Here is a 15,868-nt window from a genome sequence, read left to right on the forward strand (position 1 = left end):
CGCCAACTGCCCGGACCGCGAGATCCGCCGCGAATGGATTCAGCGCCTACTCGACCACGACGGCGCCCCCGGCGAAGACGGCGGCATCGAAGCTTGGTTGCGGCTGGGCCAGGCGGTCGGTCTCGACCCGGATCAGCTGCGTTCACAGGAGCTGGTGCTGCCCGGCGTGCGTTTCGCCGTGGACGCCTATGTCAACTTCGCCCGTCGCGCCAGTTGGCAGGAAGCCGCCAGCAGCTCGCTGACCGAACTGTTCGCGCCGCAGATCCATCAGTCGCGCCTGGACAGCTGGCCGCAGCATTACCCGTGGATCGACCCGGCTGGCTACGCATATTTCCGCACCCGCCTGGGTCAGGCCCGTCGCGATGTGGAACACGGTTTGGCGATCACCTTGCAGCACTACACGACGCGGGCGGGCCAGGAGCGCATGCTGGACATTCTCCAGTTCAAACTGGACATTCTTTGGAGCATGCTCGATGCCATGAGCATGGCCTACGAACTGAATCGCCCGCCGTATCACAGCGTGACCGCACAACGGGTCTGGCACAAAGGAATCAGCTTATGAGTTTCGACCGCCGCCAGACCCCGCGCTGGCGTCCCGGCTACCGCTTTCAGTACGAACCGGCGCAGAAAGGCCACGTGCTGCTGTACCCGGAAGGCATGATCAAGCTCAACGAAAGCGCCGCGTTGATCGGCGGCCTGATCGATGGCCAGCGGGATGTCGCGGCGATCATCGCCGCGCTCGACCGGCAGTTTCCCGGCGTGCCCGAACTCGGGGACGACATCGAGCAATTCATGGAGGTGGCCCGTGCGCAGCACTGGATCGAACTGGCCTGATTCGTCGGACAAGTTACCGCCAAAACCCGAAACAGGCTTGCCGCTGTGGCTGCTGGCCGAGCTGACCTATCGCTGTCCGCTGCAATGCCCGTACTGCTCCAACCCGCTGGACTTTGCCGAGCAAGGCAAAGAGTTGACCACCGAGCAGTGGCTCAAGGTGTTTCGCGAAGCGCGGGACATGGGCGCCGCGCAACTGGGCTTTTCCGGCGGGGAGCCGCTGGTGCGCCAGGACCTCGCCGAGCTGATCGCCGAAGCCCGCCAGTTGGGTTTCTACACCAACCTGATCACCTCCGGCATCGGCCTGACCGAGCAGAAAATCAGCGAATTCAAGCAGGCCGGCCTCGATCACATCCAGATCAGTTTCCAGGCCAGCGACGAACAGGTGAACAACCTCCTGGCCGGCTCGAAAAAGGCCTTCGCACAGAAGCTGGCCATGGCCCGTGCGGTGAAGGCCCATGGCTATCCAATGGTGCTGAATTTCGTCACCCATCGGCACAACATCGACCAGATCGACCGCATCATCGAGCTGTGCCTCGCCCTGGAGGCGGACTTCGTCGAACTCGCCACCTGCCAGTTCTACGGTTGGGCGCAGCTCAATCGCGTCGGGCTGTTGCCAACCCGCGAGCAACTGGTGCGCGCCGAGCGCATCACCAACGAATACCGCGCCAAACTGGAAGCCGCCGGGCATCCGTGCAAGCTGATTTTTGTCACGCCGGACTATTATGAAGAACGCCCCAAAGCCTGCATGAACGGCTGGGGCAGTATTTTTCTGACCGTCACGCCGGACGGCACCGCGCTCCCCTGTCACGGCGCCCGACAGCTGCCGGTGCAGTTTCCCAACGTGCGCGACCACAGCCTGCAGCACATCTGGTATGACTCGTTCGGCTTCAACCGTTTTCGCGGTTACGCCTGGATGCCCGAACCGTGCCGCTCCTGCGACGAGAAGGAAAAAGACTTCGGCGGCTGCCGCTGCCAGGCGTTCATGCTCACCGGCGACGCCAGCAACGCCGACCCGGTGTGCAGCAAGTCGCCCCAACACGGCGTGATCCTCAAGGCTCGCGAAGAGGCTGAGCACGCGACCCAGACCATCGACCAACTGGCCTTTCGCAATGAACGAAACTCACGCCTCATCGCCAAAAGCTGAACCTTTCAGCGCTGCCAAAGCCGTTGCGGCCGGCATCGATTTTGCCGAACTGCAGGTCGGCCAACAGGGCCTGTTCTGGAACGAATACCGTCCGGAGGACGCTGCCTGCCGCCTCTGGCATTGGCGCGACGGCGCAGCGAACTGCCTGACACCGCCGGGGTTCAGCGCGCGCAGTCGGGTGTACGAATATGGCGGTGGCGCGTTTTGTCTGACAGACGACGGCGTGGTTTTCGTCAACGAGGCCGATCAGCAGCTGTATCGCCAATCGCTGCAAGGCGAGGCACCCCAGGTGCTGACCTCCGGGATATGCCGTTACGGCGACTTGCAGTTCGCCAACGGTCAGGTGCTGGCGGTTGAAGAGAATCGCGATCACCATCGCTTGGTGGCGATCGATCTGGCTGACGGCGCGCGCCATTTGCTGGCTGAAGGCGCCGATTTCTACGCGGCTCCGACCCTCAGCCCTAATGCACGACGCCTGGCCTGGATCGAATGGAGTCGCCCGGATCAACCCTGGACCGCGACCCGTTTGATGGTTGCCGAGCGCCAGGACAGCGGAGGCTTTGGCCCGGCCCGTTGCGTGGCCGGTGACGGGGCTCAAGAATCCCTGCAACAACCCCGTTTCGATAGCAGCGGCCGATTGTTTTGTCTGACCGATCGTGGCGGTTTTTGGCAGCCTTGGGTGGAATCGGCAAACGGCCTGATCCCTTTGCCGAGCACGGCGGCCGATCATGGCCCTGCCCCCTGGCAACTCGGCGGCTGCACCTGGTTACCACTGAGCGAAAATCGCTATCTGGCGAGTTGGACCGAAGGCGGTTTCGGTCGTTTGGGTGTTTGCGGGGAAACGAGTGAAGACTTCACTGGCGACTACAGCCGCTTCCGCAGTCTCGCCCTGGATGAGCAATTCATTTACTGCATCTCGGCCTCGCCGGTCAGCTCCTCGGCGGTGATCGCCATCGACCGCCAGACCCGGCAGGTCAAGGTACTGGCAGGCGGCATTGCGCCCTTGCCCGCCGAACAAATCAGCCGCCCGCAAACCCTGCGCTATCCAAGCGGATCCAACGAGGCGCACGGTTTCTTCTATCCGGCGATGACCGGCGACGCAAAACCGCCCCTGGTCGTATTCATCCACGGTGGCCCGACTTCCGCGTGCTACCCGATACTCGACCCGCGCATCCAGTACTGGGCGCAACGGGGGTTCGCCGTGGCCGACCTCAATTACCGCGGCAGCAGCGGCTATGGCCGGGCTTACCGACAGGCCCTGTATTTGAGCTGGGGGGATGTCGATGTCGAAGATGCTTGCGCGGTGGTCAGCCATCTCGCCGAACGCGGGTTGATCGACGGTGACAAGGCGTTCATTCGAGGCGGCAGCGCCGGTGGCTACACCACACTGTGCGCACTGGCCTTCCACGACGTGTTTCGGGCTGGTGCCAGCCTATATGGCGTCAGCGATCCCGTCGCATTGGGTCGGGCCACCCACAAATTCGAGGGCGACTACCTCGATTGGCTGATCGGCGATCCCGTACAGGACGCCGAGCGCTACACCGCACGAACGCCATTGCTGCATGCGGGCAACATCCGTGTACCCGTGATTTTCTTCCAAGGGGAATTGGACGCCGTGGTCGTGCCGCAGCAGACCCGTGGCATGGTCGAGGCGCTGCAAAGCAACGGCATTCTGGTCGAGGCCCATTACTATGCCGACGAACGCCATGGGTTCCGCAAGGCCGGTAATCAGGCCCATGCGCTGGAGCAGGAGTGGTTGTTTTATCGGCGGGTGATGGATTTCGCGAATTAAACAGAAATTGAGTCGTTCCGTTCGCGAGCAGGCTCGCTCCCACAGGATCTGCAGTGCACGCAAAACCCTGTGGGAGCGAGCCTGCTCGCGAAAGCAATCTACCCGGCAACTCAAGACTCAACGCTTGGCGATGATATACACCGCATGCACGATCCCCGGGATGTAACCGCACAACGTCAACAGAATATTCAGCCAGAACGCCCCGCCGAAGCCCACCTGCAGAAACACACCCAACGGCGGCAACAGAATGGCGATGATGATGCGAATGAAATCCATGGGGCAGCTCCTGATTGAAGTCGGCTCATGCGAGCCTTACAAACAATCGACCTGTGCCGTTGGTCAGGGTTCACACAGATCCCTTCGCTCCCCCAAACCATCGCAGTCAATTTCGCAGGCAAAAAAAACGCCCCACACCAAAAAAATCAGGCGTGGGGCGCGCGTTATACCGCGAGACGGTTCGGGAATTCGTGCAGGGCGCGTCCGGTCAGACGGCGATCCCTTTGCGGCACTGCACTTGCGCAGTACGTACACGGGAGAAGGCGCGAGCCAGGCGCAGCAGCATTTCGTCGATGTTGGTCTTGCTGACGGTCAGCGCCGGAGTAAAGCGCAGGCAGTCGGGTTGCGGGGCATTGAGCAGCAGACCTTCGTGCAACGCCGCCTTGACCACGGCGTCGGCGCACTCGTCGGAAAGGGTCAGTCCCCAGAGCAGCCCTTGCCCGCGCAATTCGCCGTGGCCATATCGATAGGACAAACGCTGTAGACCTTCGCGCAGGTGCTGGGCGGATTCCCCGATATGCTCGAGAAATCCTTTGTCCTGCACACTGTCGAGCACCGCCAGCCCCGCGGCGGTCATCAGTGCATTGCCATGATGGCTGCCGCTGATTTCGCCGACATCGAAACAGCAAGCCTTGCCCCGTGCCAGCAACGCCGCCAAGGGCAAACCGCCACCCAGTCCTTTGCCGAGCACCAGAATATCGGCCCGCACGCCGTAGGACTGTTCCGCGAGCAAGGTGCCACACCGACCGATGCCGGTTTGCACTTCATCGAAGATCAGCAAGATGCCGAGTTCTCGACACAGGCGCTCAACGCCCTTGAGGTAATGCGCGGTAGCCGGAATCACCCCGCCCTCGCTCTGGATAGGTTCGAGCATGATCGCCACCGTCCGCTCATCCACGGCGGCGTGCAACGCCGGAAGATCATTGAACGGCACATGGCTGAAGCCCGGAAGCTGCGGCTCGAATCGGTTGATCAACGACGAACTGTCCGACGCTGAAATCGTCCCCAGGCTACGCCCATGACAACCTTTGTTGGCAACGATGATCCGCGAGGCGCCACCGCGATGCTGTTGACCCCATTTGCGCGCCAGCTTGATCGCTGCTTCACAGGCTTCGCTACCCGTGTTGAGCAGATACGCCTGGTCACTGCCGGTACTGATACACAGTCGCTCGGCGAGGTTGAGCATGCCGCGGTTATGCAGGCCAAAGCCGGAATTGATCAGCGACTGAGCCTGCGACGTTATTGCGTCAGCCAGTGCCTTGGGGCTATGGCCGAGACTGTTGGTCCCGCCGCCCTGTGAAAAATCCAGATACGCGCGGTCATCGCTGTCCCACAACCAGGACCCCTGGCCGCGAACAAAAACCTGTTGCGGCCGCTCAACACTGGGCATCAGACACTCACTGGAAAGGTTGTCGTGCCCGGTAGGGAAAGCAGCGTCCGCCACCAGATCATCGAGGCTCGGTGAATGACGACGCAGGCTGAACAGGTTCATGGGTTCAGCTTCCGCTTGAGATTTTTTGCGTTGCCTATGCAAACACCATTGAAGCAAACGGTATTCATCGCGCTCTGTGGCCCTGTAAGCCTTGTGAATGCGGTTAGACTAGGCTCAGACAAGGCGCTGAGCCATTTCGATTTCCGAGCATTTTCAATAAGCATTACTTATGGATTTCAAACAACTGCGTTATTTCGTCGCGGTCTATGAAGAAGGCCATGTCGGCCGCGCCGCCGAACGACTGTCCATCTCGCAACCAGCGCTGTCCCAACAGATCCGCCACCTCGAACAAGCCCTCGATGTGAGCCTGTTCGAACGCAGCAGCAAACGTCTGTTGCCAACCCTGGCGGCCCACACGCTGTACAACCACGCCCTGCCCTTGCTCGATGGCCTGCAACGGGCACGTGAAGCACTGGGCAATTTCAAGGGACAGGCGCTGCGTACGCTGGCCATCGGGGTCTTGCAGACCGTGCATACCAGCCTGGTGCCGCAGATGCTCGAACGGGTGCGTAAAGAGCAACCGCATCTGGTGGTGCAGATCTATGAACTGACGGGCCTGGAGATCGAGCGACGACTGCTCAACGGCTCCTTGGATATCGGCATCAGCTACCTGCCGCCCCGGCAACCGGGACTGCAGGGCGTGATGTTGTATGAAGATGAACTGACTCTTGTCATCCCGGCTGAGCACCCATTGCGGGAATTCAAGAAAGTCTCCATGAGCCAGGCCGCCGAATTGCCCATGCTATTGCTGGGCGAAGAGTTTCAAGTGCGGCAGATCTGGCAGGCGCAACTGGCAAACCTGGGACGCCGGCCACAGGTGCAAGCCGAACTGAACAACATGGCCGGGATTCTCGGCAGCCTGCCACACACGCGGCTGGCGACCGTACTGCCGGGGCGCTCACAAAAGGCCCACGGCAATAAGGATCTGCTGTGGAAACCCCTGAGCGAACCACGGGTGCCACTGAAAGTCGGGTTGGTGTGCCGGGATGTGCAACGGCAACAGGCCTCGCTGGCGTTGCTTCGCACCTTGCTTGAGGAGGTGATGAATCGGCCGGATGAGCGCTTGAACAGCGCGCCGGAAATGGATGGCCTGAGTTGAATACTTTTTTGCAGGCATAAGAAAACCCCGCCGAAGCGGGGCTTTGCAGACTGTTTCCCTGACATCCATTTCACTCCGCCGTCCTGGCAGAATCCTACGTGTCCGTGTTGTTGCTTTGCGCTTCCTGCGCGACGTCCATGTGAAGTAGATTAGCTGTGGATCCAATCTGCATCTATGGGAGAACAGCAGCACGTCATGTAAGAGAATGCTTACATGACGTTACAGGGTCAGAACTGTGCCGCGTCCAGCAGGAACAGCGACTCGCTACCGGCTTTGACCGATGCGCTCAGCGAGTGAATCCGCGGCAACAGACGGGCGAAATAGAACCGCGCCGTGCCCAGTTTGCTGGCGTAGAAATCGTCCTGCGCTTCCTTGCCAAAAGCCGCCTTGGCCATCAGCGCCCACATGTAGGCGTAGGCCACGTAACCGAAGGTTTGCAGGTACTCGACCGACGCCGCACCTATTTCGTTCGGGTTGGTCTTCGCCCGGTCCAGCAACCAGGCCGTCAGTTCGTCAAGGGTGGTCACGGCATCGTTGAGCGGCTTGGTGAACTCCGCCAGGTCAGCGCTGGCGGTCGCGGTGAAGTGACGAATCTCGTCGGCGAACAGGTTGTAGAACGCCCCGCCGCTGCCGACGATCTTACGCCCCACCAGGTCCAGCGCCTGAATGCCATTGGTGCCTTCGTAGATCTGGGTGATGCGCACGTCGCGCACCAGTTGCTCCTGGCCCCATTCGCGGATGTAGCCGTGACCGCCGAACACCTGCTGGCCATGCACCGTGGTTTCCAGGCCAAGGTCGGTCAGGAAAGCCTTGGCCACCGGGGTCAACAGCGCCACCAGGTCTTCGGCGCGCTTGCGCGTCGCGGTGTCTTCGCTGAACTTGGCGGTGTCCAGTTGCATTGCCACGTACGTCGAGAACGCCCGGCCGCCTTCGTTCGAAACCTTCATGGTCAGCAGCATGCGGCGCACGTCCGGGTGGACGATGATCGGGTCGGCCACTTTGTCCTTGTTCTGCGCGCCAGTCGGCGAACGGCTTTGCAGACGATCACGGGCGTATTCGACGGCGTTCTGGTAAGAACGCTCGCCACTGGCCAGGCCCTGGATGCCGACGCCCAGACGCTCGTAGTTCATCATGGTGAACATCGCCGCCAGGCCTTTGTTCGGTTCACCGACCAGGTAACCCACGGCTTCGTCGAAGTTCATCACGCAGGTCGCGGACGCCTGGATGCCCATCTTGTGTTCGATCGAACCACAGTTCGCCGGGTTGCGCGCCCCCAGGCTGCCATCGGCATTGACCAGGTACTTGGGCACCAGGAACAGCGAAATGCCCTTCGGCCCCGCCGGGGCGTCCGGCAGCTTGGCCAGCACCAGGTGAATGATGTTTTCGGTCAGGTCGTGTTCGCCGCCGGTGATGAAAATCTTGGTGCCGCTGACCTTGTAGGACCCGTCGGCCTGAGGTTCGGCCTTGGTGCGGATGATCCCCAGGTCGGTACCGGCGTGCGGCTCGGTCAGGCACATGGAGCCGGCCCAGACACCGGCGTACATGTTCGGCAGGTACGCCGCCTTGAGCTCTTCGCTGGCGTGGGCGTTGATCGACAGGCAGGCCCCGGCGGTCAGCATCGGGTACAGGCCGAACGACAGGCTCGCGGAGTTGACCATTTCTTCGACCTGGGCCGAAACCGCCTTGGGCATGCCCATGCCACCGTAGGCCGGATCGCCACCAACGCCGACCCAACCGCCTTCAGCGTAGGTCTGATAAGCCTGTGGGAAACCGGCTGGCGTGGTGACGGCACCGTCCGCCCAGTGGCAACCTTCTTCGTCAGCCGCGCGGCTCAGGGGGGCAATACTTTTGCTGGTGACCTTGCCGGCCTCTTCAAGAATGGCTTCGACCGTTTCAGCATCGACGGTATCGGCCAGCGCCGGCAGCTCGGCCCAGAGTTTGGCGACCTCGAACACTTCATTGAGGACGAAGCGCATATCGCGCAGGGGCGCTTTGTAGTCAGCCATGGCAAACCTCGCAAGATCTTAAGCAGGTGATTCACAGGGATAGTGTATTCAATGGGTCGGAGTGTACCCCAACAACTTTTGCGACACATAGGGTCGACACATGACCGTTTTGTAATTTTTAGTCATCGTCATATGCGAGGGTGAAAGGATGAAGCTGTAGGAGCGAGCTCGCTCGCGAAAAACCCGATGGCGCCGCTGGGCACCTGATTTTACGCGTTTTCGTTCACGACCATCGCGAGCAGAGCTCGCTCCTACAGGGGGGAGGCGTCAGAGCGAAAACAACTCCGCCGGCAATTGCATCAGGCAATCACTCCCCGCCTCGATCGCCGCCCGATGCGCGGCCGTACGCGGCAACAACCGCTTGAAGTAAAACTCGCTGGTCGCCAGTTTGCCCCGGCAGAAATCGGCATCACCGCTTCCGTCCTCCAACCGTGCCTGCGCCACCAACGCCATGCGCAACCATAAATAACCAAGAATGATGTAGCCGCTGTACATCAGGTAATCCACCGATGCGGCCCCAACCTCATCCGGATTTTTCATCGCCGCCATGCCGACCCGGGTCGTCAGCTCGCCCCATTGCCGATTCAGCTCATTGAGCTCAGCCACATAGACGGCCAACTGCGGATGCCCGGCGTTCGCCATGCAGAATTTGTGGACGATTTTGGTAAAGCCACGCAGCAGTTTGCCCTGGCTGCCAAGGACTTTTCGCCCGAGCAGGTCCAGGGCCTGAATGCCGTTGGTGCCTTCATAAATCGGTGCAATCCGGCAGTCACGAACCAGTTGTTCCATGCCCCATTCACGAATGAAGCCGTGGCCGCCGAAAACCTGCATGCCATGGTTGGTCACTTCCAGGCCGGTTTCGGTCATGAAGGCCTTGCAGATCGGTGTGAGGAACGCCAGCAGGTCTTCGGCCTCTTGACGCGCTGCTTCATCCGTGCTCAAGTGCGCAACATCCAGCAATTGCGCAGTGAAATAGGTCAATGCGCGGTTGCCTTCGTTGAAGGCCTTCATGGTCAGCAACATCCGCCGAACGTCGGGATGAACGATGATCGGGTCGGCCGCCTGTTCCGGCGCTTTCGGGCCTGTCAGCGCGCGCATCTGCAAACGGTCATTGGCGTACTTGATCGCCCCCTGGAAACTGGCCTCGCCCAGACACAACCCCTGCATGCCGGTGCCCAGGCGCGCGTGGTTCATCATGGTGAACATGCAGTTCAGGCCCTTGTTCGCTTCACCGATCAAGAAGCCCCTGGCCCCGTCGAAGTTCAACACGCAGGTGGCCGAAGCCTTGATGCCCATTTTGTGTTCGATGGCGCCACAGGACACGCCATTGCGCTCCCCTGCTTCACCCACGGCATCGGGCAGGAACTTGGGTACGATGAACAGTGAAATCCCTTTGGTGCCGGACGGTGCATCCGGCAGCTTGGCCAGCACCAGGTGAATGATGTTGTCGCTCATATCGTGTTCACCGGCAGAGATGAAGATCTTGCTGCCGGTGATCGCATAACTGCCGTCGGACTCGGGGACAGCGCGGGTCTTGATGAGGCCCAGGTCGGTGCCGCAGTGGGCTTCGGTGAGGCACATGGTGCCAGTCCACTGGCCCGCGGTGAGTTTGCTCAGGTAGGTCTGTTTCTGTTCTTCGGTGCCATGGGCATGGATCGCCGACATGGCGCCGTGGGTCAGGCCCGGATACATGCCCCAGGAAGTGTTGCTGGAGGCTACCATTTCGCTGATGACCAGCCCCAGGGAGCTGGGCAAACCCTGGCCACCGTACGCCGGATCAGCTGCCAGTCCGTGCCAGCCGCCTTCCACGTATTGTGCGAAAGCCTGCTTGAAGCCTGTAGGCGTCGTTACCACGCCATTGTCGAAATGGCAGCCTTCTTCGTCACCGCTGCGATTGAGGGGTGCCAGCACGTTCTCACAGAATTTCGCGCCTTCTTCGAGGATCGCGTTAATCATGTCCGGGCTGGCGTCATAGGCACCCAGCGCCGCGTAGTTGCTGTGAAAATCGAAGACGTGGTCGATCAGAAAGCGCATATCGCGCAGAGGAGCTTTGTACTCGGGCATGGTCATTCTCCGGCGGCAGATTTCATCAACCTACTGCCGGCAACCACGCCTCACAATCACAGTCCAGACGCTGAATGCGTCATCATCACTCAACCGTAGCGGCTTCCCTGCGCACGGCGCCACGACGGTTCTGCCCGAAGGCCACGACGCAGTTACGCCCGGCGCCCTTGGCGCTGTAGAGCGCCTGGTCGGCGGACTTGAGCACTTCTTCGGGAGTGCGTTGCTCAACCCGTTCGGCGACGCCGATGCTGACGGTGACCGACACGCTCGAAGCGCTGGAACCGGAACGACGCTGACGCCCCTGGCTATCATCCTGCGGACGGCTGTCCTGATTGCGCAGATGAATGTTGTAGCTGGCGATGGATTCGCGGATCACTTCCAGGTGCGGCAGGCACTCTTCGAGCGTCTTGCCTGCAAACACCAGGGCGAATTCCTCGCCGCCGTAGCGATACGCCTTACCGCCGCCACTGATTTTCGACAGTTTGCTGGCCACCAGTCGCAACACCTGGTCACCAACATCGTGGCCGTGGGTATCGTTGAATTTCTTGAAATGGTCGACGTCGCTCATGGCCAACACGTAGTTGCGCCCCAGACGCTGCATGCGCTCGTTCAACGCGCGACGGCCCGGCAGCCCGGTCAGCTCGTCGCGGAAGGCCATTTGATAAGCCTCATGGGCAACGGCGGCAGCGATCATCAACATCACCTGACTGCACATGATGTTCAGGGTGAACGGCAGAATGAAGGTTTTCGGCAACATCCAGAACAACCCGAGCAAACCCACCAGTTGCGCGGCATGCAGCGGTCTGGGGTTGCGCCAGTACTGCCAGGCCAACAACAGGAATGAGCCGATGAACACCGGGTACGACAGCTGGATCAGACTCATCCAGGCGCCATGCAGGGCTGGCCAGCGGATCTCCGACAGCCAAATCAACAACGCCTGCGGATAACTTTGTTCCAGCCCCAGCGCCACGCTGCCTACCGCCAGCAACACGGCGAAACGCGCCACCATGTCCTGGAACAGATGCGTTCGCTCCTGCCACGCGGCGAACACGCCAAACAGCAACGGCAATAGAAGGCAACACAAATGGAAGACCACGGCAGCGTCCTCACGCACCTTGCCGTTGTCGCGGTAGTAGTCGGTCTGGGTGTCGAGCAGGAAGTAAGCGATGTACACCGTGACCATCAGAAACAGCTCACGCTGACGTCGGTAAACCGCGCAGTAAGCTCCACCGAGCAGGAGCACCAAGGTCGGCAGCACGTTAAATAGCGAGGTGAAGAAAACGTTCAAATCCTTGACGTACGCAGCCGCAAGCCCCGCCAGTAACAGCAGCAATGACGGCAGGAAATGACTGAAACGTACAGCGGAAGAACGCGGCAAGGGTAAAAGCTCCGACCGTCATAGCGATTGATGGCACTGTGCCCACCACTTTAACGGCAGCCCCCTCGATTTGCTGAGTGAAATACTGAGGTATTTGTAAAAGAGCGTCACTGGCGTCCATCAGCCACCAGTGACGCAAGGGGAAAACCTTTACAGGTCGTTATTGAACGGTAGCAGTGGCCCTTCCATACGTGTGCGACCTTCGGCACCGACCGGTCTGAGCTGGAAGTCGGCGTCCTGCGCCTGCCGGGTAGTGATTTTCGGACTGGCCGGTTTTTGCCCGACCGAGTTTTCATCACCTTTTTCGCCCTGAGGCAGTACTAGCGAAGGATGGTCAAACGGCGCCCGTTCCCACGCAACCCGAGGATCGGTCAGGCCGACTTCCATGAATTTGACCAATGCATCCACTTCATCCGGAGTCAGGTTCAGCGGGGTCATGTCCGGATCGAGGTTTGAGCCGTTGTGCTGATTGACCGCCGGGTGCTCGAAGCCGCTGGTGTTGCTGGCATCTTCGCCACGCCGGTCGCCGCCGCGGTTGTAGAACTCCATCACCTGTTGCAGCGTTGCGCGACTGCCATTGTGGAAGTACGGTCCGGTCAACGCGATGTTGCGCAAGGTCGGCGTCTTGAAGGCGCCATCGACCGCGTCGCGGAAACCGACACTGGGCTTGAGCGTCGGATCACAAGGAATCGCCGGGCTCAAAGGCGCTTCGAAGGTGCACACATCGACTTCCAGCGGATCAGGGATCTGGCCGCCCTGGAGCACGGTGTTGTACTCGCGAGTGAAGGACAACGGATTGCCCCAGGCATCCGAGCCTCCGACTGCCAGGTCTTCCGAGGTTGGACGCACCCCGGTGTTGTAGAAGCCGTTGTCATAGAGCGTGGTCAGGTTGTCGGCCATGACCATGCGCTCGATACGTTCCCGAGGATGGAACAGCAACCGGCTGCCGGCGTTGGTCAATTCCGCGCCGCCGTGGCAACTGATGCACTTGCCCTTGCCCAGGAACAGGTTCATGCCCTGGACCTGCTGGTCGTTCATGGCCGTATGATCGCCCAGCAAATAGGCATCCAGCGGCGCCTGATCCGAGATCAGCGTGGACTCATACATCTGAATCGCCAGCCCGAAGAACAGCGGGAAGTTCGCTTCCATCTGGGTGTATGGCGCACCGCCCAGCGAGACCTGCTGCGTGGCATTCCACAGGCGTGGCTGGAAGGCGTTCTTGATCAGCTCGCGGTAGGTCGGCCGGCGGGCGCCGGACACTGGCCCAAGCACCGAATCGGTGGACGCGATCCGTTGCCCTTTGAGCATCAAGGTGTCAAGCATGCGCCGGCCAATGTCGGCGAAGGTACGTCCGCCGCAGGACATTTCCACCGGGCTGCCGGGTGGCCCTACCGCCTGCGAGGCGGCGGAAGCATCCTTGAGCGCCAGCCTGACTTTGGTCGCCACGCCACTGCGATCGGCGGTCACGAAAATCCCGGCATCCGGGTCGCGATTGCCGAATGGAGAGAAGCCGTTGAAGATGTTATTGGCCCGGCCATCCCAGAAGTTGCGCACGTTGAACGCGGCGTTGATCACCGTGGGTGCGTTGCGCCCGGTGGCGCGGCGCACGTTGATGCCGCCCACCTGGAAGATACCATCCGGTTGCTGAATGCACTTGTCGAAACGCGCCTGACGGGGCTTGACGAAGTTGGCGTCGAACACGCCTTGTGACCCAATCACATCGTCAGTCGAATAGACAATCGCCGAATTGCGATCCAGGGGATTAGCCAGCACATGGGTCGGGAAGTCATTTTTCTTCAACAGGTAATTCGGACCGCCCTTGCCTCCCGATTTGGTGGTGTAGCTCGGCACGTCGCCTGGAATGTTCGAGGCGGTGAACGGTTTGTTGAAGATCGACGAGACGTTCGCGTTGGTGTTGGCCTGCCCGGGGTTGATCTGGTTGGTGGTGCGGTGATCGACACCCGCGTGGAAGTGGCAGGACGCGCAAGCGGTGGAACCGTCACTGCCGATCTCCATGTCCCAAAACAGCGCCTTGCCCAGGAGCACTGCCGCCGAGCGATTGACCACATAGTCGGTCATCAGGTCGACCTTGCGCCCGCCCTCGGTACCCGAAGGATCAGGTGGCACCATACCGCGCAACGGTTGCAGGCTGGGCACATCGGGTACCACCGGCGGATTGGCTACGGGCGCATCAGCGGCAAAAGCGCTGATGACCGGCAGGCTGATGGCAAGTAAACCGCTCGCCACCACACTAACCATGTGATGGCTTCGAAAGATGCTCAAGCACTTAACCATGATGACATTCTCGATTCAGTACGGAGTAGCCAGGCTCCGGGGTTGACCTGTTGCGAGATGAACTCATCGCCATGAACTTTTCTGCCCGCACGCGCATTCACGCCAACTTGAAGTTGACCGACACGGGACAAGGCAAGGCTGGCAAAGTACTCTCTTGGCTCAGGCTTATCTTCAACAATTTTTTATCGCACTGCGAAGAGCGCTTGATCCCACTTTAGCTGTAACAAAAGATTTCAACAGCAAAAATTCAATATTTTTTTATTTCACTCCGCACACTCTAAAACACGGCAAAAAGACACTATGGCGCTGCCCTCAATATTGGTGTGACCTTTCCCCAATAGTGGGGAATACTCCCCAGCAGTCAGTATTTCACCCCCAGAAAAAACCAAGAATCCCAGCATTCATTGGTCGAAACAGGGCAACCAGGCGTTTTCGTCAAACTGGCAAAGTAATTGCTACTGCATCAATAAGAGGCTAACCGAACAACAAGCAGTTCTATTAGCCTATTAATAAAGAAAAGTAGAATCACCCACAAAACCTAAAAATCTCACTCGTGCACAAGTTGCACTGCGTGAGCTATTGTCGTGACTTTATATATTAAAATTCAAACTTCATTTGCTACTCCCCCTCGCAAAATTCCGATTGTCAGAACTCTGACTTTCGAGTACTTATAAGCAACCCTTCTCATTCATTTAACCCTGAGACTTTTCATCGGATAACTGTCCGGCTAAAAAAGCACGCCCAAAAACGGGTATATATCCCCCCCTACTTTGGTTTTAATCACATCGATATAGTTACATACAAAACAACTAATGCCCGTGCAGCCCGCATTTTCCGCGGGCTGCCGATTGTTTGTGCCAAATCGGGCACGACTACTGCTTTGCACCCTTCAGGCTCAGGGAAATTTCTCTGACGTTTGTGTCTTGGGCAGGCCAGCACAACGCAGCTTGAATATGCCTGGAAGGTAAATGTGATCACGGGCCAAGGTACCAGCTCACATTTGTTCATCTCTCCGGCTCGAGCCCAACGACCGTTGTTCCGCTCTTTTTTTGCACAGACCTTGGTGCATCAGCGAGTAGGTGGGTCGCTAGATCAGAAATCGGCCTGGCAAAACCTCGGAGACAATCATGAGACTATGCGCCAAAACAAAAGCACATGTTGAACCGCCGCTCCCCATGCGAACCCAGGGTGTCATCGGCCGTACTGCACTGATCGCCAGTGCAATCGCCCTTGCACTGGCCCTCGGCGTAACCGGCGCGGCGTGGGCCAAAAATGGGGTTGGTGGTGGCGGCGGCGGTGGTGGTGGTGGCGGTGGGGCCGCCAAGCCCCCCCCCAAGGGGGCGGGGGCGCCAGTCGCCCCACCCACACTGCCTGATCCCGGCTTCACTGAGGTTTATGCTATTCCCGGTTTCGCCATACAGGGCTTTATCCAGGGCCTGGCAGTGGCTACCCCCGCGGGTACCGGTGCTGGGGGTGGCCCCCCCGGGG

At 59.8% G+C, this 15,868-nt stretch carries 12 protein-coding genes; 6 read left to right on the forward strand and 6 right to left on the reverse strand.

What is annotated here, in order from left to right:
- The 4 genes from pqqC to GPL81_RS29705 all read left to right on the forward strand — a co-directional run.
- Positions 1–562, forward strand: a 562-nt coding sequence (gene pqqC / locus GPL81_RS29690; RefSeq protein ID WP_160109628.1) for a pyrroloquinoline-quinone synthase PqqC, incomplete at its 5' end; no start/stop codon positions are given.
- Entirely contained in the window at positions 559–834 is a 276-nt protein-coding gene (gene pqqD / locus GPL81_RS29695) for a pyrroloquinoline quinone biosynthesis peptide chaperone PqqD (RefSeq protein WP_160109629.1), read from the forward strand. The genes pqqC and pqqD, both read left to right, overlap by 4 nt.
- Before the next feature lie 37 nt (positions 835–871).
- Positions 872–1,978 (forward strand): pyrroloquinoline quinone biosynthesis protein PqqE, encoded by a 1,107-nt coding sequence (pqqE, locus tag GPL81_RS29700; protein WP_178122637.1) that lies wholly within the window; start codon positions 872–874, stop codon positions 1,976–1,978.
- Entirely contained in the window at positions 1,944–3,770 is a 1,827-nt protein-coding gene (locus GPL81_RS29705; RefSeq protein ID WP_160109631.1) for a S9 family peptidase, read from the forward strand. Before pqqE ends, GPL81_RS29705 begins: the two co-directional genes overlap by 35 nt.
- Before the next feature lie 117 nt (positions 3,771–3,887).
- On the opposite strand, the gene GPL81_RS29710 is transcribed toward GPL81_RS29705, so the two are convergent.
- Both GPL81_RS29710 and GPL81_RS29715 read right to left on the reverse strand, forming a co-directional pair.
- The gene (locus GPL81_RS29710) at positions 3,888–4,046 is read right to left on the reverse strand and encodes a YqaE/Pmp3 family membrane protein (RefSeq protein WP_003228885.1); all 159 of its coding nucleotides are present in this window, start codon (positions 4,044–4,046) and stop codon (positions 3,888–3,890) included.
- 208 nt (positions 4,047–4,254) lie between these two features.
- Positions 4,255–5,538 (reverse strand): aspartate aminotransferase family protein, encoded by a 1,284-nt coding sequence (locus GPL81_RS29715; protein ID WP_160109632.1) that lies wholly within the window; start codon positions 5,536–5,538, stop codon positions 4,255–4,257.
- A gap of 169 nt (positions 5,539–5,707) precedes the next feature.
- Between GPL81_RS29715 and GPL81_RS29720 the strand changes: the two genes are divergently transcribed.
- Complete coding sequence (locus GPL81_RS29720; protein ID WP_160109633.1) at positions 5,708–6,637, forward strand: LysR family transcriptional regulator; 930 nt, start codon at positions 5,708–5,710, stop codon at positions 6,635–6,637.
- Between the two features lie 227 nt (positions 6,638–6,864).
- Here the strand turns inward: GPL81_RS29720 and GPL81_RS29725 are convergent, their stop codons facing one another.
- The 4 genes from GPL81_RS29725 to GPL81_RS29740 all read right to left on the reverse strand — a co-directional run bounded on the left by GPL81_RS29725 (position 6,865) and on the right by GPL81_RS29740 (position 14,380).
- Entirely contained in the window at positions 6,865–8,643 is a 1,779-nt protein-coding gene (locus GPL81_RS29725) for an acyl-CoA dehydrogenase C-terminal domain-containing protein (RefSeq protein ID WP_160109634.1), read from the reverse strand.
- A gap of 267 nt (positions 8,644–8,910) precedes the next feature.
- Positions 8,911–10,707, reverse strand: coding sequence for an acyl-CoA dehydrogenase C-terminal domain-containing protein (locus tag GPL81_RS29730; RefSeq protein ID WP_160109635.1), 1,797 nt, complete (start codon positions 10,705–10,707; stop codon positions 8,911–8,913).
- An 85-nt stretch (positions 10,708–10,792) separates the two neighbouring features.
- Positions 10,793–12,085 carry a GGDEF domain-containing protein gene (locus GPL81_RS29735; protein ID WP_121104058.1) on the reverse strand — a complete coding sequence of 431 codons (1,293 nt, stop codon included), beginning with the start codon at positions 12,083–12,085 and terminating at the stop codon, positions 10,793–10,795.
- A 150-nt stretch (positions 12,086–12,235) separates the two neighbouring features.
- A complete protein-coding gene (locus GPL81_RS29740) occupies positions 12,236–14,380 on the reverse strand; it encodes a cytochrome-c peroxidase (RefSeq protein ID WP_160109636.1) in 2,145 nt (714 codons plus the stop codon).
- A gap of 1,175 nt (positions 14,381–15,555) precedes the next feature.
- Between GPL81_RS29740 and GPL81_RS31265 the strand changes: the two genes are divergently transcribed.
- On the forward strand, positions 15,556–15,868 hold a 313-nt coding region (locus GPL81_RS31265), incomplete at its 3' end, for a hypothetical protein (protein WP_218585671.1).

The sequence above is a fragment of the Pseudomonas izuensis genome, from assembly GCF_009861505.1.
Classification (GTDB): Bacteria; Pseudomonadota; Gammaproteobacteria; order Pseudomonadales; family Pseudomonadaceae; genus Aquipseudomonas; species Aquipseudomonas izuensis.

What these genes read in the sequence shown, in the direction of transcription:
- pqqD (WP_160109629.1), top strand. Translation starts at nt 559, where the DNA reads ATGAGTTTCGACCGCCGCCAGACCCCGCGCTGGCGTCCCGGCTACCGC.
- GPL81_RS29705 (WP_160109631.1), top strand. Translation starts at nt 1,944, where the DNA reads ATGAACGAAACTCACGCCTCATCGCCAAAAGCTGAACCTTTCAGCGCT.
- GPL81_RS29710 (WP_003228885.1), bottom strand. Translation starts at nt 4,046, where the DNA reads ATGGATTTCATTCGCATCATCATCGCCATTCTGTTGCCGCCGTTGGGT.
- GPL81_RS29715 (WP_160109632.1), bottom strand. Translation starts at nt 5,538, where the DNA reads ATGAACCTGTTCAGCCTGCGTCGTCATTCACCGAGCCTCGATGATCTG.
- GPL81_RS29720 (WP_160109633.1), top strand. Translation starts at nt 5,708, where the DNA reads ATGGATTTCAAACAACTGCGTTATTTCGTCGCGGTCTATGAAGAAGGC.
- GPL81_RS29725 (WP_160109634.1), bottom strand. Translation starts at nt 8,643, where the DNA reads ATGGCTGACTACAAAGCGCCCCTGCGCGATATGCGCTTCGTCCTCAAT.
- GPL81_RS29730 (WP_160109635.1), bottom strand. Translation starts at nt 10,707, where the DNA reads ATGCCCGAGTACAAAGCTCCTCTGCGCGATATGCGCTTTCTGATCGAC.
- GPL81_RS29740 (WP_160109636.1), bottom strand. Translation starts at nt 14,380, where the DNA reads ATGGTTAAGTGCTTGAGCATCTTTCGAAGCCATCACATGGTTAGTGTG.